Raw genomic sequence first — 25716 nt, forward strand, 5'->3', positions numbered from 1 at the left:
CACCTCACTACCGTGCCGCGGAGTACGCGAGGACGCCGCTGCGCCACACATCGGTGATCAGGGGAACGCCCGGGCGGTAGGCGAGGTGAAGATACGACGGCGCATCCAGCGCAAGGGCGTCGGCGCGGGCGCCGGGACACAGCACCCCGACGTCGTCCCGTCGCAGTGCCCGGGCACCCCCGGCAGTGGCAGCCCAGACCGCCTCGTCCGGCGTCATGTGCAGATCGCGCACCGCGAGGGCGATGCAGAACGGCAGGCTGGTGGTGTAGCTCGTACCGGGATTACAGTCCGCGCCGAGTGCCACCGTCACCCCAGCGTCGAGCAGGGCGCGGGCCTCGGGGTACTTGTTGCGGGTCGAGAAGTCCGCTGCAGGCAGAAGGGTTGCTACCGTTGCACTTTCGGCAAGAGCCTCGATGTCGGGCTGCGCGGTGTAGCAGACGTGGTCGACGGACGCGGCTCCCAACTCCACTGCCAATCGCACCCCCGGTCCGTGCCCGAGTTGATTGCCGTGAACCCGCGGGATCAGGCCTCTCGCCACGCCCGCAGTGAGGACCGCGTGCGCCTGGTCCCGGTCGAAAGCGCCTCTCTCGCAGAAGACGTCGATCCACTTGGCCTGGCTTGCGCACGCGCCGATCATCTCCGCGCACACCATGGTGACATAGTCGTCGGTGCGTCCCGCATATTCCGGCGGCAGCACGTGGGCGGCGAGCAACGTCACCTCGTCGGTGATCGACGCCGCGATCCTGGTACAGCGCAGTTCGTGCTCCACCGTCTGGCCGTATCCGGTCTTGCATTCGACGGTGGTGCTGCCCGACCGCAGCGCTTCGGTGAGAAGTCGCCGCGAATTCGACTGCAGTTCCTCGTCCGTCGCGGCGCGAGTGGCATCGATCGTGGTGCGGATTCCGCCTGCGGCATAGGGTTGCCCGGCCATGCGGGCGGCGAACTCCTCCGCGCGTTCCCCGCCGAACACGAGGTGCGCGTGGCTCTCGACGAATCCAGGGAGGACGGCCCTGCCACCGAGATCGTGTCCCACATCGGCGCTGGGGGCGGCTCCTGAAGAACCCACCCACGCCACCGTGCCGCCGTCGAACACGACGGCGGCGTCGCGGATCAGCCCGAGCGGACCGGCGCCGACGGTCGGGTCATTGGTGACCAGAGTGCCGATGTTGGTGAGGATCGTCGAGCGGGTGGGGTTCGCCGTCACGACGCACTCACCCTTCGGACATGGGTATGCGCACACCGCGCTCCCGGGCGATGTCGGCCGCGTGCTCGTAACCGGCGTCGACGTGCCGGACGATTCCCGTGCCGGGGTCGTTGGTGAGCACCCGCGTCAGTTTCTGCGCCGCGAGGTCGGTGCCGTCCGCGACACACACCTGCCCGGCGTGGATGGAACGCCCCATCCCGACTCCGCCGCCCTGGTGGATCGACACCCACGACGCTCCGGACGCGGTGTTGAGCAGTGCGTTGAGCAGAGGCCAGTCGGCGACGGCGTCGGAGCCGTCCGCCATCGCTTCGGTCTCGCGGTACGGCGAGGCGACCGACCCCGAATCGAGGTGGTCGCGGCCGATCACTATGGGCGCCGACACTGCACCCGAAGCAACCATCTCGTTGAACCGGAGGCCCGCGAGGTGCCGCTCGCCGTACCCGAGCCAGCAGATGCGTGCGGGAAGACCCTGGAAGGCCACTCGCTCACCGGCCAGGGTGATCCAGCGGCGCAGGTGCTCGTTGTCCGGGAAGAGGTCGAGGATCGCGGAGTCGGTGGCGGCGATATCCGCGGGATCACCGGACAACGCCGCCCAGCGGAACGGTCCACGGCCCTCCTCGAACAGCGGTCGGATATACGCGGGAACGAAACCAGGGAAATCGAACGCGCGGTCGTAACCGGCCTTGCGCGCCTCGTCCCGGATCGAGTTGCCGTAGTCGAATACCTCGGCGCCCCGATCGAGGAAACCCACCATCGCGGCCACGTGGCGGGCCATCGACGTTCGGGCATCCTCCGTGAACGTCACCGGGTCCTTCTCCGCCATCCTCGCCATGTCACCGAACTCGACCCCGAGCGGCAGATACGACAGCGGGTCGTGCGCCGAGGTCTGGTCCGTGACGATGTCGATGGGCGCTTTTCCGGCCAGCAACTCGGGGAACACCCCGGCAGCGTTGCCCTCGAGTCCGATGGACAGTGGGCGCTTCGCGTCGCGGGCTTCGATCGCGAGGGCCAGCGCCTCCGAGATGTCGGCGGCCTTGACGTCGAGGTAGTCGAGCGCGAGCCGGCGATCGATACGGGTGACGTCGCAATCGACGCAGATCGCGACGCCCTCGTTCATCGTGACCGCGAGGGGTTGAGCGCCGCCCATCCCGCCGAGGCCCGCAGTCAGGGTGATCGTTCCCGCGAGGGTGCCGCCGAAGCGAGCGCGGGCGACCGCGCCGAACGTTTCGTACGTGCCCTGCAGAATGCCCTGTGTTCCGATGTAGATCCACGAACCTGCCGTCATCTGGCCGTACATCATCAGTCCGAGCGCCTCGAGCCGCCGGAACTCCTCCCAGTTGGCCCAGTCGCCCACCAGGTTGGAGTTGGCGAGGAGTACCCGGGGAGCCCACTCGTGCGTGCGGAAGACCCCGACGGGTTTCCCCGATTGCACCAGCATTGTCTCGTCCGACTGCAGGGTCTTCAACGTCCTGACCATCGCGTCGAATGCGTCCCAGTTGCGCGCGGCCTTGCCGGTCCCGCCGTAGACGACGAGAGAGTCGGGGTGCTCGGCAACCTCGGGATCGAGGTTGTTCATGAGCATCCGCAACGCGCCTTCCTGCTGCCAGCCGAGCGTGGTGAGTTTCGGCCCGCGGGGTGCCGACACCCGTCGTGGCCCGGCGGTCGAAGGTGTCGCGGTCACAGTCCCACCCTCCAGCTTCGATGGTCTCGATTCAGTGTGCTCCCGGTCGGGAACGCAAGGGGCGGGTTTCTGCCGACCGAAGCGAATCGCGCACGTGGTGAAGCGGGCAATTCGGGCGCCGTCACCCCATCTTTGTCACGATTGGGTCACGGACCGCTACGGTAGGACATTGACGACGACGCCGATCATGAGAGAACAGATCCTTGTTACGAAGTGAATCGAAGTTCAGGACATATGGCTTCCACGCCGTCGCGGTCCTCGCGGCCGTCTTCTCGCTGGCGCTGGTGGCCTACCGCGAGTACGAGGCGGCGACGGGCTATCTGATGGATCTCTCCGTCTTCCGTGACGCCGGATACGCATTCGTCAACGGGCTTCCGCTCTACTCCGCGGACTTCCCGAGCAGTTCCGGATTCCGATTCATCTACGCGCCCTTTGCGGCCATCCTCTTCGCGCCGATGGCGGAACTCGACCCGGCCGTTCTGCAGGTGTTGTGGTGCGCCCTGAACATCGGACTGGTGTGGTGGATGCTGAGGGTGGTGTTCGGCAAGCTCGACATGCGCCGTCCGGAACTTCTCGCACTGATGTCGCTGGGGCCGGTCCTGCTGCTCGAGCCGTTGCGCTCCAACTTCGGCTTCGGACAGGTCAACATCATTCTGATGGCGTTGGTGGTCGCCGATTGCACCGGCGTGATCCCTCGGCGATTCCGCGGCGTCGCGATCGGTCTGGCGGCCGCCGTCAAGATCACCCCCGCAGCGTTTCTGCTGGTGCTCCTCGTCCGCCGGGACTATCGCTCCATCGCGCGTGCCTTCGCCGCGATTCTCGCCACCATCGGCCTGGGCTTCTGGCTTCTGCCGCAGTCGTCGGTGTGGTTCTGGACCACCGAATTCTTCGCGACCGGCCGCGCGGGCCCGCCGGACTTCTTTCGGAACCAAGCCCTCACGGGTCTGATCGCCCGGCTGGGAGTCGAGGGCCGGCTTGCCAGCGTCGTGTGGATGGCGTGCGTCGTCGTCGTGGTCGCGGCCGCCGCGTGGTCGGCTCAACGGTTCACCCGGTCGGGGGAACACGTGGTTGCGTTGTCGATCGTCGCGTTGGCGTCTCTGCTCGCGGCACCCTTCGCTGTCACGCATCACTGGGCGTACAGCATCCTTCTGATCCCGATCCTCGTCGCTCCCCAGTACCGCAGCTGGCGGCCGGTGGTCGGCGCGGCAACCCTCGTCTTCCTGATCGGTCCGAACTTCGTACTCCAGTCCTCGTCTTCGGGATGGGTGGAGTCGGCAGTGCGTGAGGTGGTCGGGAGCTCACAATGCCTCGTCGGCGTGGTTCTCCTCTGCGCCGCAGTCGTGGCGGCGCGGTCGCGTACCTCGGTCGCCCCGGTCGAACCGGCGCCTGCCGAGCCCGGGAGAATGTTTCTGTCGGCGCCCTAGTCGCGATTCGCCCCCAGAGGGGAGTTATCGTCGAGCTATGTGCCGAAACATCACCGAACTGCGCGGACTCGAGCCGGCAGCCACCGCCGAGGAGATCGAAGCGGCGGCGCGGCAATACGTACGTAAGGTCAGCGGGATTCAGAAAGTGTCGGACGCCAACCGTGAGCCGTTCGAGGAGGCGGTAGCGGTTGTCACCGCGGCCACCACCACACTGCTGGCCGCGCTGCCACCTCGGAAACAGCCGCCCCAGACCGTCCCGCCGCTACGACGGCCGGAGGTCCGGGCGCGGATCGAGGCGAAGGCCGCGTCCAGCTGATATTCGCGAGGTACGAACGGGACGTCCGTTGCGTTGGATCGAACGAACGTCCCGTTCGCGCAGGGGTCCGGGCAGCCGCGCACCGGTCTCAGTGACGTAGCGCGCCCAGTGCGTCGATGCGTTTCACGGCGTCCGCGACGATGCCGTCGATGAGGTCCTTGCAGGTGGGCAGATCATCCAGCAGCCCCACTACCTGACCCGACGCCAGGACACCGGCGGCGGTGTCGCCGTCGACGAGCCCGGCCTTGAGCAGCATCGGGGTGTTGGCGGCCATGATGATCTGCTGCCAGCTGCGGTCGCTGGACTTCCTCATGGCGAGACCGTCCTTGACGAGCGTCGACCACTTCATTCCGGTCATGGCCTTGAACTTGGACGCGTTGCGGGCGGCGGCCACGAGTCCGCGCACACTTCCGGAGTGCTCGAGGCTGTTCACCAGTTCGGTGTTGAGCACCCGGTGAGGCATGCCGTCGACCTTCCGCGAGACGGTGGTGTCCTGCAATCCGCGGGCCAGATACTCCTGCTTCACCGAGTCGGGCACGGTCGATTCCTGGGTAAGCAGGAACCGGGTACCCATTGCGACCCCGGCGGCGCCGTACGCCAGCGCTGCCGCGAGTCCCCGACCGTCGTAGAACCCGCCCGCCGCGACGACCGGGATGTCGACGGCGTCGAGCACCGAAGGCAACAGCAGGGTGGTGGCGACCGGGCCGGTGTGTCCGCCGCCTTCGCCGCCCTGCACGATCACCGCGTCGGCACCCCAGGACGCCACTTTCTTCGCGTGCTTGGCCGCGCCGATCGACGGAATGACTACCACCCCGGCCGCTTTGAGCTTCGCGATCAGCTCCTGCTTGGGGGCGAGCGCGAACGAGGCGACGCGCACCTTCTCCCGGATCAGCAAGTCGATGCGGTGCGGGGCGTCGGTGGCATCGGCACGGATATTGACCCCGAAAGGCTTGTCCGTCAACGTCTTGGTCTTGGCGATCGCCGCCGCGAGTTCGTCGTACGTCATGGTCGCCGAGGCCAGGATGCCGAGACCACCGGCGTTCGAGGTACCGGCAACGAGTCGAGGTCCGGCCACCCAGCCCATCCCGGTCTGGACCACCGGATGTTCGATACCGACCAACTCGGTCAGCGCTGTTCTGATACTGCTCATACCGACACCTCCCGGTCGCGCAGGCTGCGGGGGTCGAGGACCTCGCGGATCAGCCGCAGTTCTTCCTCGGTGGGTTCGCGGGTCACCCCGGCCTCGTCCAACCCTGCCACCTCGAACGACGTGTTCTCCGCCACCTGGTCGGCGGTGACGCCCGGATGGAGGCTCAGCGCGCGGAACGTGTGGTCGGGTCCGCCGAAGTCGAAGACGCCGAGGTTGCTCACCACACGGTGCAGGTGGAGGAAACGGTATGCGGGGTTCTCGGGGTCGATCTGGTCGTAGCCGACCCCGGAGACGATGTCGACCTTGTCGCAGAACACCCGCGACGAGTGCTTGCCTACCCAATAGCTGGTGGGGTGGTTGATGGTGTTGCCAGGCGCGCCGCGGACACCGAACATCTGGCGCGTCGGCTGCTGCAGCGGACCGAACGCCGAGAGGTTCTGGTTGCCGTGCCGGTCGATCTGGTTGGCGCCCATGACCACGTGGCGCCGTCCGGACGCGACGACATCGAACACCTTCCGGAACGGCATCCAGCCCTCGATCGGAGCCTTGGCGCCGACCGCCGGGGTGTCGGCGAAGATCAGGGCTTCACCGTCGGTGATCAGAAGGTCGGGTTCAGTGGTGAGCCGGGCGAGCCGGGCCCCGATGAGCGGCAGCGTCGCCATGGGGCTGGCCATGATCTCACCTGCGCCGGAGAAGATTTCGGCACAGGCGATGGCGCAGTACTCGGCGCGAGTCACCTCGGTGATGGTCTCGCTCATGCGTCTTCTCCAAACTTCTTCACGGCGGCCTGGTAGTCGTCCTCGCCGCCCGACAGGTAGGTGTCGACGAACTTCTGCCAGGACTCCGGATCCTTCGCCGATTCGGCGTAGTGCCGCTGGAATTTCTCGTCGCGCCCGTAGCTGTCGCCGGCGAGTGTGAAGTGGGCGCCATTGGGTGCTTCGACGACGCCGTCGACCATCATGCGGTTGAGGACGAGGTTCTGCAGGGGAACGGATTTCACCAGCTCTTCGGTCTCCACTACTCGTTCGACCGACACGTACCGCCTCTCCGCCGCCGCACAATAGAGGTCGTCGAAGTAGGGGTCGACTCCGGTGTAGGCGGCGTTACCGTGTTTGTCTCCGAGGCTCAGATGTACCAGCGCCGCATCGAGATTCAGTGCGGGCATCGCGATGAGTGTCTCGGATCTGCCCGAGTGGTCGGGGTACGGGGAGGTGACGGTGCGTAGTTCGTCACCCCAGAATCCTCGGACGTCGGAACCGAGGCCCGCGCGGATCGGCAGAAACGGCAACCGTGCCGCCGCGGCTTCGAGGCCGCACTTGACCATGCCCTCGTCCATTTCGCGGACCTCGATCTCACCGCCCGTGCGCGCCTTCGCGAACCACGGGTCGTAGAACGGCGCCGAGTCGAGTGAGACGAATCCGTAGTACGCCTTCTTCACCTTGCCCGCCGAGCACAGCAGACCGAGGTCGGGGCCGCCGTAGGTGACGACGGTGAGGTCGGTGACCTCCGAGCGAAGCAACGCGCGCACCAAAGCCATCGGTTTGCGCCTAGAACCCCAGCCACCGATGCCGATCGTCATTCCGCTGCGCAGTTCGCCGACGACGTCGTCCAGCGACATCCTCTTGTCCCGCTTGGTGGCCATGTATCAGCCTTCCCTGTTGTTCGAGTTGGAGCGGGGCTTGCCGCTCTCGACGAACTCGTCTCGATGTTCGTCGGCGACCCCCACCAGGTTGAGTTCGAAGGTGTAGCCCTGTTCGAGGCGGTAACTGCTCTTCACGTCGACGGGGTCGATCCCGTTGATCGCTTCCTTGGCGCACCGGATCACACGGGTGTCCTTGGCGGCGATCTTGCCGGCGATGTCGCGGGCGGCGGCGTCGAGTTTCGCGCGCGGGACCACGTCGTAGACCGAGCCGAAGTGCTGCAGTTGTTGTGCCGTGACGTTCTGCGCCGTGTAGTACAGCGTGCGCATCATGTGTTGTGGGACGAGACGCGCCAGGTGTGTGGCGGCGCCGAGTGCACCGCGATCTACTTCCGGTAGCCCGAAGACGGCGTCGTCGGAGGCGATGATCACGTCGGCGTTGCCGACGAGTCCGATGCCGCCGCCCACGCAGAACCCATTGACGGCGACCACTACGGGAACGGCGCAATCGTAGACGGCGGCGAACGCGGCAGCGCACCCGCGATTGGCATCCACGAGGGCGCCGTAACCGTCGGTGGCCTGCATCTCCTTGATGTCGACGCCGGCGTTGAACCCGCGGCCCTCGGCGCGCAGGATCACCACGTGCGTGTCCGGGTTTCTGCCGGCGGCCAGTACGGCGTCGGCCAGTTCGAACCAGCCCCGGGACGGGATCGCATTCACAGGCGGGTAGTCGACCGTCACTGTCGTGACGCCCCCGGGCTCGTCTTCAGTCCGGATTCCCATGTGTTTCCTCCATTTGAGCGGCCTCGCTACTCCACCAAGCAATTGCTTGGTAGGGTAGCACGATGGAAACGCGGTTCACTATGGACGGAACGGTGGTGCTCGTGACCGGTGGCGTTCGCGGAGTGGGTGCTGGTATCAGCCGCACCTTTCTGCGCACAGGTGCAACGGTCGTGACCTGTGCGCGCAGGCCGGGCGATGAGCCCGTCGAAGCGGATGGCCGAATCGCGGAGTTCATTGCCTGCGACATCCGCGACCCCGGGCAGGTGCAGGCTCTGGTCGACCGGATCGTCGAACGTCACGGCAGGCTCGACGTTCTGGTCAACAATGCGGGAGGTGCGCCCTACGCGCTCGCCGCGGATGCGAGCCCCAGATTCCACTCCAAGATCGTCGAACTGAACTTGCTAGCCCCCTTGCTGGTGTCGCAGGTGGCCAACTCGGTGATGCAGAACCAGGCTTCGGGGGGCGCGATCGTCAACATCTCGAGTGTCAGTGGCTCGCGACCCTCGCCCGGTACGGCTGCCTATGGGGCTGCCAAAGCCGGTGTCGATCACCTCGGCCGCAGTCTCGCAGTGGAGTGGGCGCCGAAGGTTCGGGTCAATTCGGTTGTCGTCGGCATGGTCCGCACCGAGCAGTCCCATCTGCACTACGGCGGCGAGTCGGGCCTCGCTGCCGTCGCGGAGACGATCCCACTGGGCCGCATGGCCTGCCCCGAGGACGTCGGCAACTGTGCGGTGTTCCTGGCCTCGCCCCTGGCCGCCTACGTCAGCGGATCCACGTTGACCGTGCACGGCGGCGGCGAGCGCCCCGCGTTTCTGGCTGCAGCAGACCCCGATCCCGCCGGAGCTTCGGCGAACATCAACGAGGAGAGAACATGAGTGGACTGGTCGACGGTCGCGTCGTCATCGTGACGGGCGCTGGGCGCGGCATCGGACGTGCGCACGCGCTGGCCTTCGCCGCGGAGGGTGCCAAGGTCGTGGTCAACGACATCGGCGCCGGACTCGACGGCTCGGCGACGGGGGAGAGTCCCGCCGAGCAGGTCGTCGCAGAGATCACGGCCGCAGGCGGCGAGGCCGTCGTCAACGGTGACGATGTCGCGGACTGGGCCGGGGCGGAGAACCTGATCAAGACCGCACTCGACAATTTCGGTCACCTCGACGTGCTGGTGAACAACGCCGGGTTCCTGCGCGACCGCATGCTCGTCGGAATGAGTGAGCAGGAATGGGACGCCGTGGTCCGGGTGCACCTGAAAGGGCATTTCGCCACACTGCGGCACGCCGCTGCGTACTGGCGCGGCGAGGCGAAAGCGGGTCGTGCCGTGGACGCGCGGATCATCAACACCAGTTCCGGTGCTGGACTGCAGGGTTCGATCGGGCAGGGGAACTATGCTGCAGCGAAGGCGGGTATCGCCGAGCTGACCATTCAGGCGGCGGCGGAATTGAAGAACTACGGCGTCACCGTCAACGCCATCGCTCCCGCGGCCCGGACCCGGATGACGGTCGGCGCCGGTGGGGCCATGGCTGAGGCGATGGCGGCGCCCGAGGACGGCTTCGATGCGATGGCCCCCGAGAACGTCTCCCCACTGGTGGTGTGGCTGGGCAGCACCGAATCCAAGGACGTCAGTGGGCGCGTATTCGAGGTCGAGGGCGGCAAGATCACCGTCGCTGAGGGGTGGCGGCACGGTCCCACTCAGGACAAGGGTGCGCGGTGGGAGCCGAAGGAGATCGGACCCGTCGTCGCCGGCCTGCTCGCCAAGGCCGAGACTCCTGTCCCGGTGTACGGCGCCTGATCCTCTTGGACGAACGGGACGCTCGTTGCGTTAGATCGAACGAGCGTCCCGTTCGTCCACGCCGCGCGAGGAATTGGAAATCTGGACACCTTGCTAAACACGTGTCCAGAAGTTAGTGTCCAAGAAGAAAATGCCTTCGGCTTAGGAGAATTCGTGAAGTTCGGTATTACGTTGTTCACCAGTGACCGCGGAATCGGACCGGCTTCTGCTGCGCGGGGCGCAGAGGCCAACGGATTCGACTCGTTCTACGTGCCGGAGCACACGCATATTCCGGTCAAGCGCGATGCGGCACATCCGCAGACCGGCGACGCCTCGCTTCCGGACGATCGCTACATGCGCACGCTCGATCCCTGGGTTGCGCTCGCGTCGGCTGCCGGGGTGACCCAGAGTATCGAGCTCGGGACTTCGGTGGCTCTGCCCGTCGAGCACGACCCCATCACGCTCGCCAAGACGATCGCCTCGCTCGACCATCTGAGCGGCGGCCGCGTCGTCCTCGGCGTCGGGTACGGCTGGAATCTGGACGAACTCTCCGATCACCACGTTCCGCCGGGCCGCCGTCGCACGATGCTGCGCGAGTACCTCGAGGCCATGCGCACCCTGTGGACGGAGGAGGAAGCTTCCTATGACGGCGAGTTCGTCACCTTCGGCCCGAGCTGGGCGTGGCCCAAGCCGACGCGGGTGCCTCCGGTCATTGTCGGTGCGGCCGGGAACGAGAAGAACTTCAAGTGGATAGTGCGTTCGGCCGACGGCTGGATGACCACGCCGATCGAGCAGGACATCGACGAACGTGTGCGATCGCTGCAGCGGATGTGGCATGAGGCGGGCCGCGTCGGCGAACCGCGGATCGTCGTGCTCGACGGAAAGCCGGATGTCGACAAGCTGCACCGGTGGAGGGACCTCGGCGTGAGCGAGGTGGTCTACGGACTCCCGGACCGTAGCGAGGAAGAGGTCCTCGCGTACCTCGGTCGACTCGCCGGAAAGATCGAAGGTTTGCGCGAGTCGGCGGCGGTGAGCTGAGTAGTGCGGTTGGATAGGACGAGGACACCCAGGTGTGGGAACGTGTTCTAGTATTGCCGTCTGCTGTTCGAGGAGAGGTCGGAGTCCGTGCGCATCGCACTCCTGTCGTATCGAAGTAAGCCCCACTGCGGTGGGCAAGGTGTGTACGTCCGCCATCTCAGCCGTGAGCTGGTCGAACTCGGTCACGAGGTGGAGGTGTTCTCGGGTCAGCCCTACCCGGACGTCGACCCGCGGGTCACACTCACCAAGGTCCCCAGTCTCGATCTCTACCGCGAGCCCGATCCGTTCAGAACGCCGCACCCGCGCGAGTTCCGCGACAGCATCGATGTGCTGGAGGTGGCGACCATGTGGACGGCCGGTTTCCCCGAGCCCCTCACTTTCAGTTTGCGTGCGGCGCGACTGCTGCGTGAGCGCGCCGACGAGTTCGATGTCGTGCACGACAATCAGTGCCTCGGCTACGGACTGCTGCAACTTCAGAAAGCCGGCCTGCCCGTCGTGGCGACCATCCACCATCCGATCACCCGTGACCGCGAACTCGACCTGGCGGCCGCCAGATGGTGGCGCAAGGTCACAGTCCGGCGCTGGTACGGCTTCCTGACCATGCAGAAGCGTGTCGCCCGCCGGATCCCCGCGCTGTTGACGGTGTCCCAGTCTTCGGCCGACGACATCAGCGCGGCATTCGACGTGCCCGCCGCTCATTTGCGGACCATTCCGCTCGGCGTGGACACCGAGGTGTTCCAGCCGCGCGCCGACGCGCGGGTACCGGGCCGGATCGTATGTGTCGCGAGCGCCGACATGCCGCTCAAGGGTGTGTCGACATTGCTCGAAGCGGTCGCCAAGGTGCACACCGAACGCTCCGTCGAGTTGGTCCTGGTTGCCAAACTGGCGGCCGGCGGTGTCACCGAAAAGCTGATCGACGAACTCGCCATCGGTGACGTCGTGCGCACGGTGTCGGGCATCGACGACTCCGAACTGGCGTCGCTGCTGGCCTCGGCGGACGTCGCCTGTGTTCCGTCCTTGTACGAGGGCTTCTCCTTGCCTGCCGTCGAGGCGATGGCCTGCGGAACGCCGTTGGTCGCGAGCCGCGCCGGTGCCATCCCCGAAGTGGTGGGAACGCAGGAAGAAGCCGGTGTCCTGGTGACGCCCGGCGATCCGCAGGAACTGGCGGATGTGCTGGGCGCGTTACTCGACGACCCGGAGCGGCGTGCCCGACTGGGGGACGGTGGGCGTCGCCGCGCGCTCGAACGATACAGCTGGTCTGCGGTGGCAGCGAAGACCGCGGAGACTTATGCCGATGCCATCCAGCAGACCCGTGGAGGAGAACGACTGTGCTGACCGTGGACTTCGACCGGTTGGGCGTCAAGCCCGGCGACAAGGTGATCGACATCGGTGCGGGGGCCGGACGGCACTCGTTCGAACTGTACAGGCGCGGGGCCGACGTCACCGCGTTCGACCAGAACGCCGATGAGCTGGCCGACGTCGAGAAGATGTTCGTGGCCATGGCCGAGGTGGGGGAGGTGCCTGCGGGCGCCGACGCGCGTATCCAGGTGGGCGATGCGCTGAATCTGCCCTATGGGGACGGCACGTTCGACGCCGTCCTCATCTCCGAGGTTCTCGAGCACGTCCCGGAGGACGATCGCGCCATCGCCGAGTTGGTGCGCATCCTCAAGCCCGGTGGTGTTGCCGCAGTGACAGTTCCGCGATGGTTGCCCGAGAAGATCTGCTGGGCGCTGTCCGACGCCTACCATGAGGTGGAAGGTGGGCACGTACGGATCTATCGGGCAGACGAGTTGGCGGACAAGCTGGTTGCAGCTGGACTGAAGGTCCGGGGCCGCGATCATGCCCACGCCCTGCACTCTCCCTACTGGTGGCTCAAATGCGCCGTGGGAGTGGAGAACAACGATAATCTTCTCGCCAAGTCCTACCACCAGATGCTGGTATGGGACATGATGAAGGCGCCGTGGCTCACGCGCACCGCGGAGAAGGTGCTCAACCCCGTGGTGGGCAAGAGCGTCGTGTTCTATCTCGAGAAGCCGAACCGGCCGAGCGCGGTGAGGGCGCCGCAGTGAGAGCGCCCGACGTTCCGTCGGTGCCGAACGTGTTGTCGGAAAGCCAGGTGCGGCAGACGGCGAAGTCCATCGCGGCTGCCCAGGAGTCGTCGGGTGCGTTGCCGTGGTTCACCGGTGGTCACACCGACCCGTGGGATCACGTCGAATCCGCCATGGCGCTCGCTGCGGCCGGGTTGGTCGAGGAGGCAGAGGCGGCGTACGAGTGGTCGCGCCGCGCTCAGCGGCCCGACGGTTCGTGGCCGATGGAGTTCCGGAACGGTGTGGTGCACAACTCCGACTCCGACAGCAACTTCTGCGCCTATCTCGCTGTGGGAGTGTGGCATCACTACCTGATCACCGGCAACCGGGACTTCGCCGAGTCCATGTGGCCCTCGGTGCGGGCAGGGCTCGACTTCGTGGTGGAGATGCAGGAACCGAGCGGTGAAATCTTCTGGGCGCGAGGAAGCGGCGGCGAGGCGTGCCCGGAGGCGCTGTTGACCGGCAACTCCAGCATCCACCACAGCCTGCTGTGCGGGCTGTTGCTGGCGCGGCTGGTCGACGACCCCCAACCGGAGTGGGAATTCGCCAAGTACACCCTCGGTCATGCGATCCGGCAGCACCCAGAGTCGTTCTCGCTCAAAGACGAATACTCGATGGACTGGTATTACCCCATTCTCGGGGGCGCCGTGCGCGGCGGGGCGGCTGCTGCGCGCATCGACTCGCGGTGGGACGATTTCGTCGTCGAAGGTCTCGGCATCCGCTGTGTCGACCACCGGCCGTGGGTGACAGGAGCCGAGACCTGCGAATTGGTGTTGGCCCTCGACGCGATGGGGGAGCACACCCGCGCTCTCGAGCAGTTCGCTGCCATGCAGCACCTCCGCGATCCCGACGGGTCGTACTGGACCGGACTCGTCTACAGCGACGGCAAGCGCTGGCCGGTCGAACAGACCACGTGGACGGGTGGTGCGATGATCCTCGCGGCGGACGCCCTGTCGCGCACCACGCCCGGACACGGGATCTTCCGGGACGCGGCAGCGCCTGTGGGACTACCGATCGGTGCAGATCGGTGCGGCGACTATTGTCACGCCAGCGGTTCGCCGGTCTGACCGCCCACACGCTCGAGGACTCGCAGTGAGCCGGTCACGCTCGTCTCGGTGAACTGTCCTGTGCCCAGCGCGCGTTCGTAGATTTCGAATGGCGGACGTCCACCGTCCGCCGGGTCCGGGAATACGTCGTGGATGACGAGTGCCCCGCCGACGACGACCCACGGCGCCCACCCCTCGAGGTCGGCGTTCGCCGCCTCCGACGTGTGTCCGCCGTCGATGAAGACGAAGTCGACGGGCGACCGCCAGAACGTTGCAACCGTGGACGACCGGCCGAGCACACCGACGACGTATTCTTCGAGCCCCGAGTCGGCCATGGTGTGGCGGAACCGGCCGACGGTGTCGAGCACACCGGTGTGGGGATCGACGAACGCCGGTTCGTGGTACTCCCAGCCCGGCTGGTGTTCCTCGGAACCGTGATGGTGGTCGATGGTGACCACCCGAGCACCTCGAGCCTTCGCGGCGGCCCCGAGGTAGATCGTGGAGCGGCCGCAGTAGGTGCCGATCTCGACGCCGGTTCCGCCCGGAGTCAGATACTGCATCGCGGCGTCGTACAGGGCGGTGCCCTCGTCCTCCGGCATGAACCCGGGTGTGGTGTCGGCGAGTCGGAGAAGCTCTCGTGTCAGGTGTTCGGTGCTCATGTGGCCTCTGCATCCGGGGCGGCCGCTCTGGCTGCCTTCTTCCGCTTGTGTAGCACCCCACCGATCATCGAGTCGAGTTTCGTGCCCAACGGCCATCCCACGTAGTGGCACAGGAACAGGGCGATCTCCCGTAACTGCTCCTCGTCGAGTTCTTCGTTGTGCAGGGCGGCGCCCACCTGGATCTCCGCGACATCGACCAATCCTTGCGCGGTGAGCGCGCCGAGAAGGAGAAGCCTGCGATCGCGGATGCTGAGTCCGGGCCTCGCCCAGATCTCGGCGAAGAGGTGGTCGGCGGTGACGGCGAAATGCGCGCCGGGTCCGTCCTGCATCTCGAATCCGTAGACCTTCTCCATCATGGCCAGGCCCCGGGTGCGGGTGTCGTCGGTCATGGTTGCTCCTTGGTCGCTGTGCTGTCGACGCCCAGGCCCGGGCCCAGTCCTGTCAGGGCGACCCGGGCGAGCGGCAGGGTCACCTCGAGACGCTCGCCGAGACCGATCGCCAGGAGAAGATCCTTCTCGCCGAGGTCCCGGACGTGGGACATGATCGGATACCAGTTGTCGTTCTCGTCCAGGGCTTCGGTGCTGTCGCGGAGCATGATCGCGCCGGCGCCGCCGGTGATCGCGTCGGTGTGGCGAACCACCTTGCCCAGCTCGGCGATGTCGAGGCCCGCAGCCTCGGCCAGGCGCTGCGCCTCGGCCGCGGCCGTGAAGGACACGAAATGCAGCAGGTTGCGCGCCAGCTTCATTCGCGTGCCCGCGCCCACCTCGCCCGCGTGGACGACGAGCTCGGCCCAGTGTCCGAACGGCTCACGCACCTTCTCGAAGGCCGTGTCACTCGCGCCGACCATTACGGCGAGCTTGCCCTTGTGTGCGCCCGGTGCGCCGCCGCTGACCGGGGCGTCGACGAGTTCGACGCCGTGTTCACTGCACAACTGGGCCAGTTCGACTGCAGTAACGTCGCTGATCGTGGAATGCACCGCCACGACCATTCCCGGTCGCGCCACCTCCAGGATCTGTAGGACGACATCCCGAACCTGTTGGTCGTTCAGCACGGTCACCGAGATGACCGCGGCGTTCTCGGCCACCACGCGCGGATCGGTGGTGGTCTTGGCGCCGGCCTTGCCGAACGGTTCGAGCGCCTCTTGCCGGGTGTCGCACACGATGAGTCCGCCGGGCCGGTCCAGCAATCGCTTGGCCATGGGCGCACCCATGTTGCCTAGGCCGATATAGCCGACGGATACCTGCTCGGTCCTGGTCATGACCTGAAGATCTGTCCGCCGTCGACGTTGAAGATCTGCCCGGTGATCCAGCTCGCCTCGTCGGAGAGCAGGAACAAGCAGGCCCCGACGAGGTCCTCGGGGGTGCCCATGCGCTTGAGGGGCAGGGTTTTGACCATGTCTGCCACCATATTTCCCGGCGTGACGGTGCGGGTGGCTTCGGTGTCGATCGGTCCGGGTGCGATGGCGTTGACGCGAATGTTCATGCCACCCACCTCGTGGGCGAGTTGCTGGGTGAGGCCGTTGATCCCGACCTTCGCCAGGCCGTAGAAGCCGGAGTACAACCAGGCCGCAGTGGACGACTGATTGACGATGGAGCCGCCGCCACCGTTGTTCATGTGTGGCCACACTGCGCGAGTCACGTTGAGGGCCCCGTCGAAGTTCACGCTCATGAACTTCTTGTAGTAGTCCCACGGCACGGTGATGAGGAGATCGAGTTTCATGCCCCCGTAGATGGCGGCGTTGTTGACGAGATAGTCGATGCCGCCGAACTTCTCGACGGTGAACTCGGCGAGTTCCTTCGCCGACTCCTCGTCGGACACGTCGACATCCTTGAATACCGCCGTCCCGCCGTCCGAGGTAATTTGTTTCGCCACTGTCTCGCCGAGCTCCGCGTTGAGATCGGCGACCACCACGTTGGCGCCCTCCGCTGCCAGCGCCCGTGCATATCCCTCGCCAATGCCCTGAGCAGCACCGGTGACGATGGCCGTCTTTCCGTCGAACCGTCCCATATCGTCTTGTCTCCCTGAGTTGAGTGTTGTGAGTGTGTAGCGACTACGAGGCCGGTTCTGCGACCAGCTTGGTTTCGAGGTACTCCTCGAAACCGGCGACACCCATTTCCCGGCCGATGCCGGACTGCTTGTATCCGCCGAACGGCGCGTCGGCCGCATACCAGATGCCGCCGTTCACACCGAGCGTGCCGGTGCGCACTCCCTCGACCACATGTTGCACGCGGGCGGGATCCGTACCCCAGACCGATCCGGACAATCCGTAAGGCGAATCGTTGGCGATGCGGATCGCATCGTCGTCGCCGTCGTGAGGGATGATCACGAGCACGGGACCGAAAATCTCTTCCCGTGCCACCCGCGCGCTGTTGTCCAGTCCGGAGACCAGGGTGGGTTCGATGAAGAATCCGCGTTCGTGGTTGCTGGGTCGTCCGCCGCCGACGACGATCGTTCCGCCTTCCTCGACCGCGAGCCGCAAGTACGCCTCGACTCGCTCGCGTTGGCGTGCGGAGATGATCGGGCCGCAGATGGTGCCCGGCTCGTTGGGGTCACCGGCAGGAAGGCCGCGAAGGGCTTTCGCGGTGGCCTCCACTGCCTCGTCATACTTTTCCCGTGGAACGAGTAAACGGGTAGTAAGCGCGCAACCCTGCCCGGCGTGCGTGCTCACCGTGAACGCCGCCATTCCGCACGCGCCCGCGAGGTCGGCGTCATCGAGCACGATGAAGGCCGACTTGCCGCCCAGTTCGAGGAAGACCTTCTTGAGCGTCTGGGCGGCCGCAGTCATGACAGCCTTGCCCGTCGCGGTCGATCCCGTGAACGACACCAGGTCCACGCGGGGGTCGGTCGACAGCTGCGCCCCCAAAGCGTGATCGCTCGACGTTACGATATTGACCACCCCGGGCGGGAAGTCGGTCTCCTGCGCAATCAACGTGCCGACGAGCGCCGCGCACCAGGGTGTGTCGGGAGCGGGCTTGAGTACCACGGTATTTCCGGCGGCCAGTGCGGGGCCGAGCTTCGCGAAATTGATCTGGTGCGGAAAGTTCCAGGGGGTAATGGCGCCGACCACACCGACGGCCTCCTTGAGTACACGTCGGTGCGACTTGATTCCCATCGTCGTCGACACGCCCAGATCCTGTGCCCAGGAGTAGCTGTCAGCCAGGCCTGCGAAGTAGCCGAGGTCGGCGACCGGTCCTTCGAGTTGCGGTCCGCTGGTGAAGAACCGCGGGGCGCCGACCTCGGCGATCGTGATCTCACGGAATTCCTCGATGTGGGCGAGCAGGGCGTCGCGCAATTGTCTCAGGCATCGCGCCCGGAAGGCGTGGTCGCGAGACCAGGTCGTGTCGTCGAATGCCCTTCGTGCAGCAGCGATCGCCGCGTCCATGTCGGCGGAGGTGGCATCGGCCGCGGCACCCAGCACCTCTTCGGTGGCAGGGTTGATCACGTCGAAAGTGCCACCGGAGCCCGGTACCAGCTTGCCGTCGATCAACAGGGAGGAACTGTCGGTGGGGCGCAGAGTCATGGGGTCACTTCCGGATCGGGTGGTGTGGGGGAGCAGTCGTCACGAGTCGTAGGCGATTCGGACGGTGTCGGTGAGGGGCAATGCCTGGCAGGCCAGGATGTATCCGGCTGCGAGGTCCTCGTCCTCCAGAACCTGGTTGTTCATCATCTCTACCCGGCCCTCGGTAAGACGGCATTCGCACGCGGCGCAGACGCCCTCGCTGCAGGACGAAGGGGCTTTCATTCCGTTGGTGGTGAGAACGTCGAGGAGGCGTTGGTCCGCCGGCCATGAAAAAGTCTGGGTCTGGCCGTCCTTCTCGACGACAACGGTAGACGCGCGGGTGACGGTGCCAGGGTCTGCCGCTGCCGTCACGAGCACCGACTCGAACGGGTTGCTGCGGAGGGAGTTGAAGCGCTCGATGTGTAGCTTCTCGCGCGGGAAGTTGAGCGACCGCAGGGCATCCCGGGTGCAGTCCATGAAGGGCCCGGGACCGCAGACGAACGCCTCGTCGAAGTGCAGGGGTGAGAACTGTTCTCGCAACCGGTCCGAGGTGGGTAGTCCGTCCTGTGATTCGATCCAATGCACGATGGACAGGCGATCGGGATGACGGGCAAGCAGCTCGAGCAGTTCGGCGCGGAAGATGACGGAGTCCTCATCGCGGTTGGCGTAGAACAGCACGATGTGGCCGGTGCCGCGACCCAGGACGGATTTGAGTATCGACATGACCGGCGTGATGCCGCTACCACCGGCGATGAGGAGAAATGCTCGGTCCAGCGACTTCGGTGTGAACACTCCGGACGGCTCGAGAACCTCGATCTCCGCGCCCGTCCGTGCGTGGTCGCACAACCAGTTGGACCCCCGTCCGCGATCGACTCGCTTGACGGTGATTTTCAGCGCGTTGTCGATGTCGGGCGCACTCGCGAGCGAATAGCAACGCGCGAGAGAGGCACCGTCGTGAGGGATGTGCAGAGTGAGGAACTGTCCGGGCCGGTAGCTGAATCGTTCTTTCTGGTGGGGCTCGAGGTCGAAGACCACCGAAGATGCATCGGCGGTCTCCTCGATGACCTCCGCAATGCGGAGGCGGTGGATCGTCGGCGCAGTCATGGGCGAACGCTCCCTGTGGGGTTCGTCGAAAAGTGGAACCAGTTCAAAACTGGACATATGTCTGGACTATAGTTTGCACAACTGTATGGCGCAATGAGTTCGAGCGCCGAATCCGCGGCGGCGTCGTGCCCGATGAGAGTGGGATGCATGAATTCACAGGAAGCACAGAATGTGGCGGGACGCGGAGCGGTGGTCACCGGATCGAGTCGAGGCATCGGCCGATCGGTAGCCCAGGCTCTGGCGGCGGATGGCGTCGGCGTGGTGGTCAACGGTCGCGACCGGGAGGCCGCCGAGCAGGTTGCGCAGGAGATCGTCGATGCAGGCGGACGGGCGATTGCGGTGCCGGGCTCGGCTGCGGCGAACGGGGTCGCGGAAGCGCTCGCGGACGCAGCGGTGAGCACGTTCGGCTCGCTCGACGTTTTGATCAACTGTGCGGGAATCGCGGAGCCTCCGCGGTCGTCCATCCTGAACGTCACCGACGAGCAGTGGAGCGAATTGATCGACGCACACCTGACCTCCACGTTTCGCACATGCCGGGTGATCGCCCCGCTGATGGTCGCCCAGGGAGGGGGCGCCATCGTGAACACGAGTTCGTTCGCGTTCCTCGGCGACTACGGCGGTACGGGGTATCCGGCGGCGAAGGGGGCGGTCAACAGCCTCACATTGGCCATCGCTGCCGAGCTTGCGGAGTCGGGGGTGCGCGCCAATGTCGTCTGCCCGGGTGCGCGCACGAGACTGTCCGTCGGCGAAGAATACGAGCAGCACATCGAGGAATTGCATCGGCGCGGCATGCTCGACGTCGCCGCGCACTACGGTTCGCTCAATCCTGCCCCACCGGAGTACGTCGCCGCGCTCTATGCCTATCTGGCGAGCAGTCGGGCGGCGGCGGTCACCGGAAGCGTCTTCATCGGATCAGGTTGCTTCGTGGGAAGGTTCGAGCGACAGACCCCCAGTTTCGTCGCATACCGCGACCACGACACGGCGCCGCCGTGGTCCTTGGACGAACTCGCGGAACTTGTCTCCTCCACACAGCCGACCCCGGACAGTGCTCCCCGCAGCTCGGACTCGTAGACCGAGTCCAGGTCCAACGCGTCGCCGGTATTACTCGAGCCACGACTTCGGCGCCGGGTAACCGTCGTAGTCGTCGGGCCAATCGGTGGGGCCGACGGTGGCAGCGCCCCTCGGCGAGGGCGGCGGAGGCGGGGAGGACCATAGCCAGGTGAAGTACCGCGAGTCTTTCAGCTCGGTGACTTCTGGCGGCAGCGGCCAGGCCCGCCGCTCGATCTCGGGCCATGTGCATTCACCGTTGTCGACGCGAGTGGCGTACGTTTTCAGCTCGGGTGAGGACTGCGGCATCGCGGCCAACTCGAACATCACGCCCTCGGTGACCGGGGTCGGTTCGTCGACCAGGTCCGCAACCGCCGTGCGCTCGGTGCGGATACGGACGGTTTCCAGGCGATCGGCCGCGTCGGACAGCTTGCGGAACGCCGCCTCCACCGCGGGGTCCAGATCCCGTTCCTTCATACATTCCCCCTGGCTGTATCGCCTGACGTCGCCGCGTTACCGCGGCGCCGAAGCTTATCGCTACTTCCCTTGCTGCGGTATATGACTCATATTGTTGAGCGTGCGCCTGACGATCACCTCGCTCCGGCCGGGCAACGTCGGGCAAACCGGTACAGGGTACCCTCCACCGGTGGTGGGATTCTTCAGACTTCTCCAGAAGTACGGTGTGCTGAAACCGCTCAGGAACATCGCGCTGGCCGTCGCCGCGCTCGCTGCGGTCATGACTCTCGTGTTGTGGGTCGGCAACCCGTACACCGAAAACGCGCAGGCGGCGGAAGAGGCGGCTTCGTCGTGGGCGCCTCCACCTCCGCCCGGCCCGAGCACCACGGTCGCGCCGTTGCCGCCCGGCTTTCCGTCGATGGAGTTCCCGCCGCCGATGATCGAGGCTCCCGACGGTCAGCCCCAACCGGTGCCCACCAAGTTCGGGCTCACCTACACCGTGCCGAATGACGAAGGCTGGCGTCCGAGTAACAGCGGCGTAATGAGCTGGAGTGACGATGATGGATATGTTGCCGGATATGGCGCCGTGAGCGACTACGCATACAACTACTGTCCGGAGGACAAGGGTTCGACCCTGGCCGATATGGGTGCTACCGGGCGAAACGGAGTCGATCTCGATTCGGCTGCCCGGGAGGCAGTCAGCAAGGCGGATCGACTGTTCTCGGACGAAGACGACAATAAACCGAAGGTTGAAATTCGGGGTCCGTTCAACTTTGAGATTTCCGGCAGACCGGCAGTCCGCTACACCGCCGCCGTCACCGACATTCCGCGAGACTACTCCTGCGACCCAACTCGAGCCGAGTTCGACGTGGTCGCCACTCCAGCCTATTCCACCGCAGAGGTAATGGTCTTCATGGTCAAGCACCACGTCGGACTGCCGGATTCCCTCTCCGAGAACGAGGTCGACACGATCATCAGGTCACTGAATAAAACCGAATGACAAACGGGGGATGGAAAAGTCATGGGTGAGCAGCTCAAAACAAGACCCGACCAGATCGCGGGTCTCGCCAATGCATTCGACGAGATCGGCGCGGACAGTCGGCGGATCGCTGATTTCGTCGGCAAGAACGGACCGCCGAGTGCGGACTTCTCGGGTGCGATCATCAGCTCATTGCTGACCCCGTTCGTCGTGCTTTCCGATGCCACCACAACGCGCATGGCCGATATCGCGAAGCAGAATGTCGACACCGGTGTCGAACTGAACAAGGCCGCCTGGATGTACCACGACCAGGAAAAGAAGAACTATGACGCACTCAACGCGCACACCCGTTACGTGGGTGACGGAACCGTCGAGTACAAATCGTTTGCCGAAATGCCCGGTATCACCGAGGCTTACGGTTCTGCGGTCAGTTATCCCAAGCCTGAGGACGTCAAGCTGGACGATCCGGTGGCCAACAAGGAGGACGTCGGCGCGATCGTCACCGAGGCGGCGGGTTGGCTGGGGGAGGTGAACGAATCCATCAAGAATGTCACCCGGATCGCCGGAAAGGAATGGAATCCCCTCGAGTACGTTTTGGCCCCGATCAGCGGTAACTGGAGCGAGCTGAAACGAATCGGTGAGACGTACAAGATCGCCGGAAACGCGTTCGAAGCGTCCGCGCGAAACATGGATGACGGCCTCAATCGTGTCGGTGAGTACTGGGATGGCAAGGCGGCATTGGCGTTCGACGACTACGCGCGCCTGCAGAGTACGGCGATGAAGTGGGAAGGGCCCGTCGGCCGCATCCTCGCTCTTGCCCTGGAGATGGTGGCCGACAAGATCAGAGATGCGGTGAGGACCGCGGTCGAAAAGTTGGCCGAGCTGCTCGAGGCCGAGGTGAGTTTGGACGGTGTCTTCGGCAAGCTCGAGTTTCTGGTGAAGAAGGTGCCGGTGATCGGCACCTCCGCGCAGGTCGCATCGATCGCTCACACCATCTACAAGGTTGCCGATTTGGTGATGACTCTTGTGCGTGAGATCGAGGAGCTGACCAACCGGCTGAAGGAGTACCTGGAGTTCTTGTCCGATCCCGCCCTGAAAGCGAAGGAGAAGCTGGACGAGAAACTCTCCCCGATCACCAGTCGTGTCGACGACGCCACCAGGAGAACAGCCATCGCCAACGACATGGTCGAGGTCGGACAGGCCGACAAGACCCTGAACCGGCCGAAGCACGGCTACGAGGTCGGGCAGGGAACCCAACCGTGGGAGGACGCCTGAGCGAGCCGGCCGTCGGGCCGTCGACCGATCACGTTCAGGAAGGTGTGCGCGTCGGCTCCGGCCGCTCGACACTGGACAGTGCTCCCCGAAGCACGGATTCGTAGATCGAGTCCAGGTCCAGCTCGTCGCCGAGGAAATCGGTGTTCACCAGCATGACGAAGCCGTGCATGGCGGCGAAGATGCTCACGGCCGCGTCGAGGGTGTCCTCGGGCGGCACGCCGCACGACGCCAGCATCGTGCGTAGTGCCGTGTTGGCGTCCAGTGCGGCGGCGATGAAGGCGTCCCGGTCCACCGGGCTGGTGGTGAGTGTTCGGTACCGATGCGGGTGCTCGGTCGCCCAAACGCGGTGCGCGTCGACGAGCGCGCGGAGGCCGTCGGGACCGGTTCGGCCCATGGCGGTCTCGCGCAGGTGTGCGCCGAGTTCCGCCATGGTGCGCACCTGAACGGCGCCGCGGACGTCGTCGAGGTTGCGGACGTGGTTGTAGAGCGACGCGGTGACGACTTCGAGCCGCGCGGAGAGGCTCGTCATCGACAGTGGGTCCCAGCCGAGCTCGTCGATGATTTCGATCGCTGCGTCTACCACCTTGTCGCGCGTGAGTGTGCGACGCCGGATCGGTCCGTTCTGTCCTTTCGCCATGGGCCCAGCATAAGGGCTTCCATTACAAATGAAAATGTGTAGTTTAAGACGCATCCCATTCGTTTATCGATCGAGGAGCAGTGAATGACCGCGTCTCGGATTGATCTCAAATCCCCCGATGTCTACGCGGAGGCGGTGCCCTACGCGTTCTTCGACCACCTGCGGGCGAGCGAACCCGTGTATTGGCAATCCGAGGAGAACGGCTCCGGTTATTGGGCCGTGACGAGGCATGCTGACGTAGTTGCCGTCTCGCGGGACAGCGTCACGTTCTCCTCCGCAGTGGGTACCACGCAGATCGACGACTTCGACGAGGAAACCAGGGCGAAGCAAGCTGCCATGCTCGTCAATCTGGACCCGCCGGACCATACTCGGTTGCGCCAGTTGGTCAGTCGCGGATTCACGCCGCGCATGGTCAAGTCGCTGGAGGCGCACATCCGGGACATCTGCTCGCAAATCGTCGACGACCTACTCGAGGCGGGAGAGGTCGATTTCGTGCCCCGCGCCGCGGCCCCCCTGCCGCTCGAGGTGATCGCGGCTCTCCTCGGCGCGCCCTCGTCGGACGTCGACAGACTCTACGACTGGTCCAACCGGATGATCGGCTTCGACGACCCCGAGTACGGCACCACCCAGGCGGACGGCGAGCTCGCGGCGATGGAAATCTTTCTGTACGCCAATGAATTGGCGGCCGAACGGCGCAGAGAACCGCGTGACGACATCGTCACCAAGTTGGTCCAGCCGGATGAGAACGGCGACACCCTCACCGAGATGGAATTCAACATGTTCTTCGTTCTCCTCGTGGTCGCGGGGAACGAAACGACGCGTAATGCCACGGCGGGCGGCATGCAGGCTTTCATCGACAATCCCGAGCAGTGGCGCCGATTGCAGGCCGGGCCCGAACTTGCCGCGACCGCGGTCGAGGAGATCCTGCGGTGGGTCACGCCGGTGATGGATTTCCGGCGCACCGCAACTCGTGATGCGATGATCGGTGACCAGCCGGTTGCTGCGGGTGACAAGGTGGTCATTTACTACCCCAGCGCCAACCGTGACGAGGATGTGTTCGAGGAGCCGTACCGCTTCGATATCGGACGAACGCCCAACCCGCACGTCGCTTTCGGTGGCAGCGGAATCCACTTCTGCCTCGGTGCGCACCTGGCGCGACTGGAGTTGCGGATCCTGTTCGAGACGATGGCCGCCCGAATCGACCGCGTAGAACCGACCGGCCCCGTGACGCGATTGCGATCGAACTTCATCAGTGGCATCAAGACGATGCCCGTGCGAATTCACCCGCGCCGACGGTAGATCGAGGGATTTTCGTTGCCAGGCCGACTAAACTGTAGTAGCGTCCAGACACGTGTCCAGTAAGATGAGTTTCGAGTCCACCCGCCGTCGCCTGACCGAAAAGCAGGCCGATACCGTCGACCGTCTGACCAAGGCAGCTGTCGAGGTGTTGCGGGCAGAAGGATTCGCCGGCCTCACCGTCCGATCGGTGGCCGGGCTCGCCGGGGTGGCCCCGGCGACTGCGTACACGTACTTCTCTTCCAAGGAGCACCTCGTCGCCGAAGTGTTCTGGCGCCGCCTCGCCGCTTCACCGGAGGAGGCTGACGCGAGTCTCGACCGGACGGGACGGGTGGTGGCAGTGCTGCGGCACATCGCGCTGTTGGTCGCCGACGAACCGGAGTTGGCCGGCGCGGTCACCAGCGCATTGCTCGGCCGGGACCCCGATGTGGAGCACCTGCGCACGCGGATCGGAATCGAGATCCGGCAACGACTTGCGGACGCACTCGGCAGCAATCCCGATCCGGACGTACTCGAGTCACTGGAGCTGCTGTACGCCGGTGGGTTGGTTCGCGCGGGCATGGGCTACGGGTCGTACACCGAATTCGCAGATCGACTGGAAACTTCCGCCAAGCTGATCCTGGAGTGAATA

General features: G+C 65.4%; 27 protein-coding genes. 13 read left to right on the forward strand and 14 right to left on the reverse strand.

The window, feature by feature from the left end:
• Positions 1 to 7 precede the first annotated feature (7 nt).
• Positions 8 to 1204, reverse strand: coding sequence for an imidazolonepropionase (hutI, locus tag NOF53_RS00835; RefSeq protein WP_255965074.1), 1197 nt, complete (start codon positions 1202 to 1204; stop codon positions 8 to 10).
• Positions 1205 to 1211: 7 nt separating this feature from the next.
• Positions 1212 to 2885, reverse strand: a complete 1674-nt coding sequence (gene hutU / locus NOF53_RS00840; RefSeq protein ID WP_255965075.1) for a urocanate hydratase — start codon at positions 2883 to 2885, stop codon at positions 1212 to 1214.
• Positions 2886 to 3088: 203 nt separating this feature from the next.
• Here hutU and NOF53_RS00845 point away from each other — a divergent pair, with 203 nt between their 5' ends.
• A complete protein-coding gene (locus tag NOF53_RS00845) occupies positions 3089 to 4309 on the forward strand; it encodes a glycosyltransferase family 87 protein (protein WP_255965076.1) in 1221 nt (406 codons plus the stop codon).
• A gap of 37 nt (positions 4310 to 4346) precedes the next feature.
• Positions 4347 to 4625: a DUF2277 family protein gene (locus tag NOF53_RS00850; protein ID WP_255965077.1), complete on the forward strand. Its 279-nt coding sequence runs from the start codon at positions 4347 to 4349 to the stop codon at positions 4623 to 4625.
• An 88-nt stretch (positions 4626 to 4713) separates the two neighbouring features.
• On the opposite strand, the gene ipdC is transcribed toward NOF53_RS00850, so the two are convergent.
• Genes ipdC through echA20 form a run of 4 tightly spaced genes read right to left on the reverse strand, consistent with a single transcriptional unit; the run spans position 4714 to position 8197 of the window.
• Positions 4714 to 5775: a (3aS,4S,5R,7aS)-5-hydroxy-7a-methyl-1-oxo-octahydro-1H-indene-4-carboxyl-CoA dehydrogenase gene (gene ipdC / locus NOF53_RS00855; protein WP_255965078.1), complete on the reverse strand. Its 1062-nt coding sequence runs from the start codon at positions 5773 to 5775 to the stop codon at positions 4714 to 4716.
• Positions 5772 to 6533 (reverse strand): cholesterol ring-cleaving hydrolase subunit IpdB, encoded by a 762-nt coding sequence (ipdB, locus tag NOF53_RS00860; protein ID WP_255965079.1) that lies wholly within the window; start codon positions 6531 to 6533, stop codon positions 5772 to 5774. Before ipdB ends, ipdC begins: the two co-directional genes overlap by 4 nt.
• Positions 6530 to 7417, reverse strand: coding sequence for a cholesterol ring-cleaving hydrolase subunit IpdA (ipdA, locus tag NOF53_RS00865; RefSeq protein WP_255965080.1), 888 nt, complete (start codon positions 7415 to 7417; stop codon positions 6530 to 6532). Before ipdA ends, ipdB begins: the two co-directional genes overlap by 4 nt.
• Positions 7418 to 7420: 3 nt before the next feature.
• Entirely contained in the window at positions 7421 to 8197 is a 777-nt protein-coding gene (echA20, locus tag NOF53_RS00870) for a (7aS)-7a-methyl-1,5-dioxo-2,3,5,6,7,7a-hexahydro-1H-indene-carboxyl-CoA hydrolase (protein WP_255965081.1), read from the reverse strand.
• Positions 8198 to 8259: 62 nt separating this feature from the next.
• Between echA20 and NOF53_RS00875 the strand changes: the two genes are divergently transcribed.
• The 6 genes from NOF53_RS00875 (at position 8260) to NOF53_RS00900 (ending at position 14154) form a co-directional block, all read left to right on the forward strand.
• Complete coding sequence (locus NOF53_RS00875) at positions 8260 to 9072, forward strand: SDR family oxidoreductase (protein WP_255965082.1); 813 nt, start codon at positions 8260 to 8262, stop codon at positions 9070 to 9072.
• Complete coding sequence (locus NOF53_RS00880) at positions 9069 to 9983, forward strand: SDR family oxidoreductase (protein WP_255965083.1); 915 nt, start codon at positions 9069 to 9071, stop codon at positions 9981 to 9983. The genes NOF53_RS00875 and NOF53_RS00880 overlap by 4 nt, the downstream gene beginning before the upstream one ends.
• A gap of 153 nt (positions 9984 to 10136) precedes the next feature.
• Entirely contained in the window at positions 10137 to 11000 is an 864-nt protein-coding gene (locus NOF53_RS00885) for an LLM class F420-dependent oxidoreductase (RefSeq protein ID WP_255965084.1), read from the forward strand.
• An 87-nt stretch (positions 11001 to 11087) separates the two neighbouring features.
• On the forward strand, positions 11088 to 12335 hold the full coding sequence (locus tag NOF53_RS00890) for a glycosyltransferase family 4 protein (protein WP_255965085.1): 1248 nt from the start codon (positions 11088 to 11090) through the stop codon (positions 12333 to 12335).
• Positions 12329 to 13069 carry a class I SAM-dependent methyltransferase gene (locus NOF53_RS00895; RefSeq protein ID WP_255965086.1) on the forward strand — a complete coding sequence of 247 codons (741 nt, stop codon included), beginning with the start codon at positions 12329 to 12331 and terminating at the stop codon, positions 13067 to 13069. The genes NOF53_RS00890 and NOF53_RS00895 overlap by 7 nt, the downstream gene beginning before the upstream one ends.
• Positions 13066 to 14154: a prenyltransferase/squalene oxidase repeat-containing protein gene (locus NOF53_RS00900; protein WP_255965087.1), complete on the forward strand. Its 1089-nt coding sequence runs from the start codon at positions 13066 to 13068 to the stop codon at positions 14152 to 14154. Before NOF53_RS00895 ends, NOF53_RS00900 begins: the two co-directional genes overlap by 4 nt.
• Here the strand turns inward: NOF53_RS00900 and NOF53_RS00905 are convergent.
• From NOF53_RS00905 to NOF53_RS00930, 6 genes are read right to left on the reverse strand one after another with little or no spacing between them, the layout of a single operon-like run.
• Positions 14130 to 14792 (reverse strand): class I SAM-dependent methyltransferase, encoded by a 663-nt coding sequence (locus tag NOF53_RS00905; RefSeq protein WP_255965088.1) that lies wholly within the window; start codon positions 14790 to 14792, stop codon positions 14130 to 14132. The genes NOF53_RS00900 and NOF53_RS00905 overlap by 25 nt on opposite strands.
• On the reverse strand, positions 14789 to 15181 hold the full coding sequence (locus tag NOF53_RS00910; RefSeq protein ID WP_255965089.1) for a carboxymuconolactone decarboxylase family protein: 393 nt from the start codon (positions 15179 to 15181) through the stop codon (positions 14789 to 14791). Before NOF53_RS00910 ends, NOF53_RS00905 begins: the two co-directional genes overlap by 4 nt.
• Positions 15178 to 16050, reverse strand: a complete 873-nt coding sequence (locus NOF53_RS00915; RefSeq protein ID WP_255965090.1) for an NAD(P)-dependent oxidoreductase — start codon at positions 16048 to 16050, stop codon at positions 15178 to 15180. The genes NOF53_RS00910 and NOF53_RS00915 overlap by 4 nt, the downstream gene beginning before the upstream one ends.
• Complete coding sequence (locus NOF53_RS00920; RefSeq protein WP_255965091.1) at positions 16047 to 16799, reverse strand: SDR family oxidoreductase; 753 nt, start codon at positions 16797 to 16799, stop codon at positions 16047 to 16049. Before NOF53_RS00920 ends, NOF53_RS00915 begins: the two co-directional genes overlap by 4 nt.
• Positions 16800 to 16842: 43 nt before the next feature.
• The gene (locus NOF53_RS00925) at positions 16843 to 18312 is read right to left on the reverse strand and encodes an aldehyde dehydrogenase (RefSeq protein WP_255965092.1); all 1470 of its coding nucleotides are present in this window, start codon (positions 18310 to 18312) and stop codon (positions 16843 to 16845) included.
• A 39-nt stretch (positions 18313 to 18351) separates the two neighbouring features.
• Positions 18352 to 19395, reverse strand: coding sequence for a ferredoxin--NADP reductase (locus NOF53_RS00930; protein ID WP_255965093.1), 1044 nt, complete (start codon positions 19393 to 19395; stop codon positions 18352 to 18354).
• A gap of 147 nt (positions 19396 to 19542) precedes the next feature.
• Between NOF53_RS00930 and NOF53_RS00935 the strand changes: the two genes are divergently transcribed.
• Positions 19543 to 20466 carry an SDR family NAD(P)-dependent oxidoreductase gene (locus tag NOF53_RS00935; protein WP_255965094.1) on the forward strand — a complete coding sequence of 308 codons (924 nt, stop codon included), beginning with the start codon at positions 19543 to 19545 and terminating at the stop codon, positions 20464 to 20466.
• A 30-nt stretch (positions 20467 to 20496) separates the two neighbouring features.
• On the opposite strand, the gene NOF53_RS00940 is transcribed toward NOF53_RS00935, so the two are convergent.
• The gene (locus NOF53_RS00940; protein WP_255965095.1) at positions 20497 to 20919 is read right to left on the reverse strand and encodes a hypothetical protein; all 423 of its coding nucleotides are present in this window, start codon (positions 20917 to 20919) and stop codon (positions 20497 to 20499) included.
• 169 nt (positions 20920 to 21088) lie between these two features.
• On the opposite strand from NOF53_RS00940, the gene NOF53_RS00945 reads away from it, so the two are divergent.
• Both NOF53_RS00945 and NOF53_RS00950 read left to right on the forward strand, forming a co-directional pair.
• The gene (locus tag NOF53_RS00945; RefSeq protein WP_255965096.1) at positions 21089 to 21898 is read left to right on the forward strand and encodes a DUF8017 domain-containing protein; all 810 of its coding nucleotides are present in this window, start codon (positions 21089 to 21091) and stop codon (positions 21896 to 21898) included.
• Between the two features lie 21 nt (positions 21899 to 21919).
• On the forward strand, positions 21920 to 23152 hold the full coding sequence (locus NOF53_RS00950) for a hypothetical protein (protein ID WP_255965097.1): 1233 nt from the start codon (positions 21920 to 21922) through the stop codon (positions 23150 to 23152).
• A gap of 34 nt (positions 23153 to 23186) precedes the next feature.
• On the opposite strand, the gene NOF53_RS00955 is transcribed toward NOF53_RS00950, so the two are convergent.
• Positions 23187 to 23789, reverse strand: coding sequence for a TetR/AcrR family transcriptional regulator (locus NOF53_RS00955; protein ID WP_255965098.1), 603 nt, complete (start codon positions 23787 to 23789; stop codon positions 23187 to 23189).
• 84 nt (positions 23790 to 23873) lie between these two features.
• On the opposite strand from NOF53_RS00955, the gene NOF53_RS00960 reads away from it, so the two are divergent.
• On the forward strand, positions 23874 to 25088 hold the full coding sequence (locus NOF53_RS00960; RefSeq protein ID WP_255965099.1) for a cytochrome P450: 1215 nt from the start codon (positions 23874 to 23876) through the stop codon (positions 25086 to 25088).
• Positions 25089 to 25152: 64 nt separating this feature from the next.
• On the forward strand, positions 25153 to 25713 hold the full coding sequence (locus NOF53_RS00965; RefSeq protein ID WP_255965418.1) for a TetR/AcrR family transcriptional regulator: 561 nt from the start codon (positions 25153 to 25155) through the stop codon (positions 25711 to 25713).
• The last annotated feature ends 3 nt before the right edge of the window (positions 25714 to 25716 follow it).

The sequence above is a fragment of the Rhodococcus tibetensis genome, assembly GCF_024438035.1.
Lineage (GTDB): Bacteria > Actinomycetota > Actinomycetes > Mycobacteriales > Mycobacteriaceae > Rhodococcus_F > Rhodococcus_F tibetensis.

Excerpts from the sequence above, each read along its gene's own strand:
- NOF53_RS00850 (WP_255965077.1), top strand. The coding sequence starts at position 4,347 with ATGTGCCGAAACATCACCGAACTGCGCGGACTCGAGCCGGCAGCCACC.
- ipdC (WP_255965078.1), bottom strand. The coding sequence starts at position 5,775 with ATGAGCAGTATCAGAACAGCGCTGACCGAGTTGGTCGGTATCGAACAT.
- ipdB (WP_255965079.1), bottom strand. The coding sequence starts at position 6,533 with ATGAGCGAGACCATCACCGAGGTGACTCGCGCCGAGTACTGCGCCATC.
- ipdA (WP_255965080.1), bottom strand. The coding sequence starts at position 7,417 with ATGGCCACCAAGCGGGACAAGAGGATGTCGCTGGACGACGTCGTCGGC.
- echA20 (WP_255965081.1), bottom strand. The coding sequence starts at position 8,197 with ATGGGAATCCGGACTGAAGACGAGCCCGGGGGCGTCACGACAGTGACG.
- NOF53_RS00875 (WP_255965082.1), top strand. The coding sequence starts at position 8,260 with ATGGAAACGCGGTTCACTATGGACGGAACGGTGGTGCTCGTGACCGGT.
- NOF53_RS00880 (WP_255965083.1), top strand. The coding sequence starts at position 9,069 with ATGAGTGGACTGGTCGACGGTCGCGTCGTCATCGTGACGGGCGCTGGG.
- NOF53_RS00905 (WP_255965088.1), bottom strand. The coding sequence starts at position 14,792 with ATGAGCACCGAACACCTGACACGAGAGCTTCTCCGACTCGCCGACACC.
- NOF53_RS00910 (WP_255965089.1), bottom strand. The coding sequence starts at position 15,181 with ATGACCGACGACACCCGCACCCGGGGCCTGGCCATGATGGAGAAGGTC.
- NOF53_RS00915 (WP_255965090.1), bottom strand. The coding sequence starts at position 16,050 with ATGACCAGGACCGAGCAGGTATCCGTCGGCTATATCGGCCTAGGCAAC.
- NOF53_RS00920 (WP_255965091.1), bottom strand. The coding sequence starts at position 16,799 with ATGGGACGGTTCGACGGAAAGACGGCCATCGTCACCGGTGCTGCTCAG.
- NOF53_RS00925 (WP_255965092.1), bottom strand. The coding sequence starts at position 18,312 with ATGACTCTGCGCCCCACCGACAGTTCCTCCCTGTTGATCGACGGCAAG.
- NOF53_RS00930 (WP_255965093.1), bottom strand. The coding sequence starts at position 19,395 with ATGACTGCGCCGACGATCCACCGCCTCCGCATTGCGGAGGTCATCGAG.
- NOF53_RS00935 (WP_255965094.1), top strand. The coding sequence starts at position 19,543 with ATGAATTCACAGGAAGCACAGAATGTGGCGGGACGCGGAGCGGTGGTC.
- NOF53_RS00940 (WP_255965095.1), bottom strand. The coding sequence starts at position 20,919 with ATGAAGGAACGGGATCTGGACCCCGCGGTGGAGGCGGCGTTCCGCAAG.
- NOF53_RS00950 (WP_255965097.1), top strand. The coding sequence starts at position 21,920 with ATGGGTGAGCAGCTCAAAACAAGACCCGACCAGATCGCGGGTCTCGCC.
- NOF53_RS00955 (WP_255965098.1), bottom strand. The coding sequence starts at position 23,789 with ATGGCGAAAGGACAGAACGGACCGATCCGGCGTCGCACACTCACGCGC.
- NOF53_RS00960 (WP_255965099.1), top strand. The coding sequence starts at position 23,874 with ATGACCGCGTCTCGGATTGATCTCAAATCCCCCGATGTCTACGCGGAG.
- NOF53_RS00965 (WP_255965418.1), top strand. The coding sequence starts at position 25,153 with ATGAGTTTCGAGTCCACCCGCCGTCGCCTGACCGAAAAGCAGGCCGAT.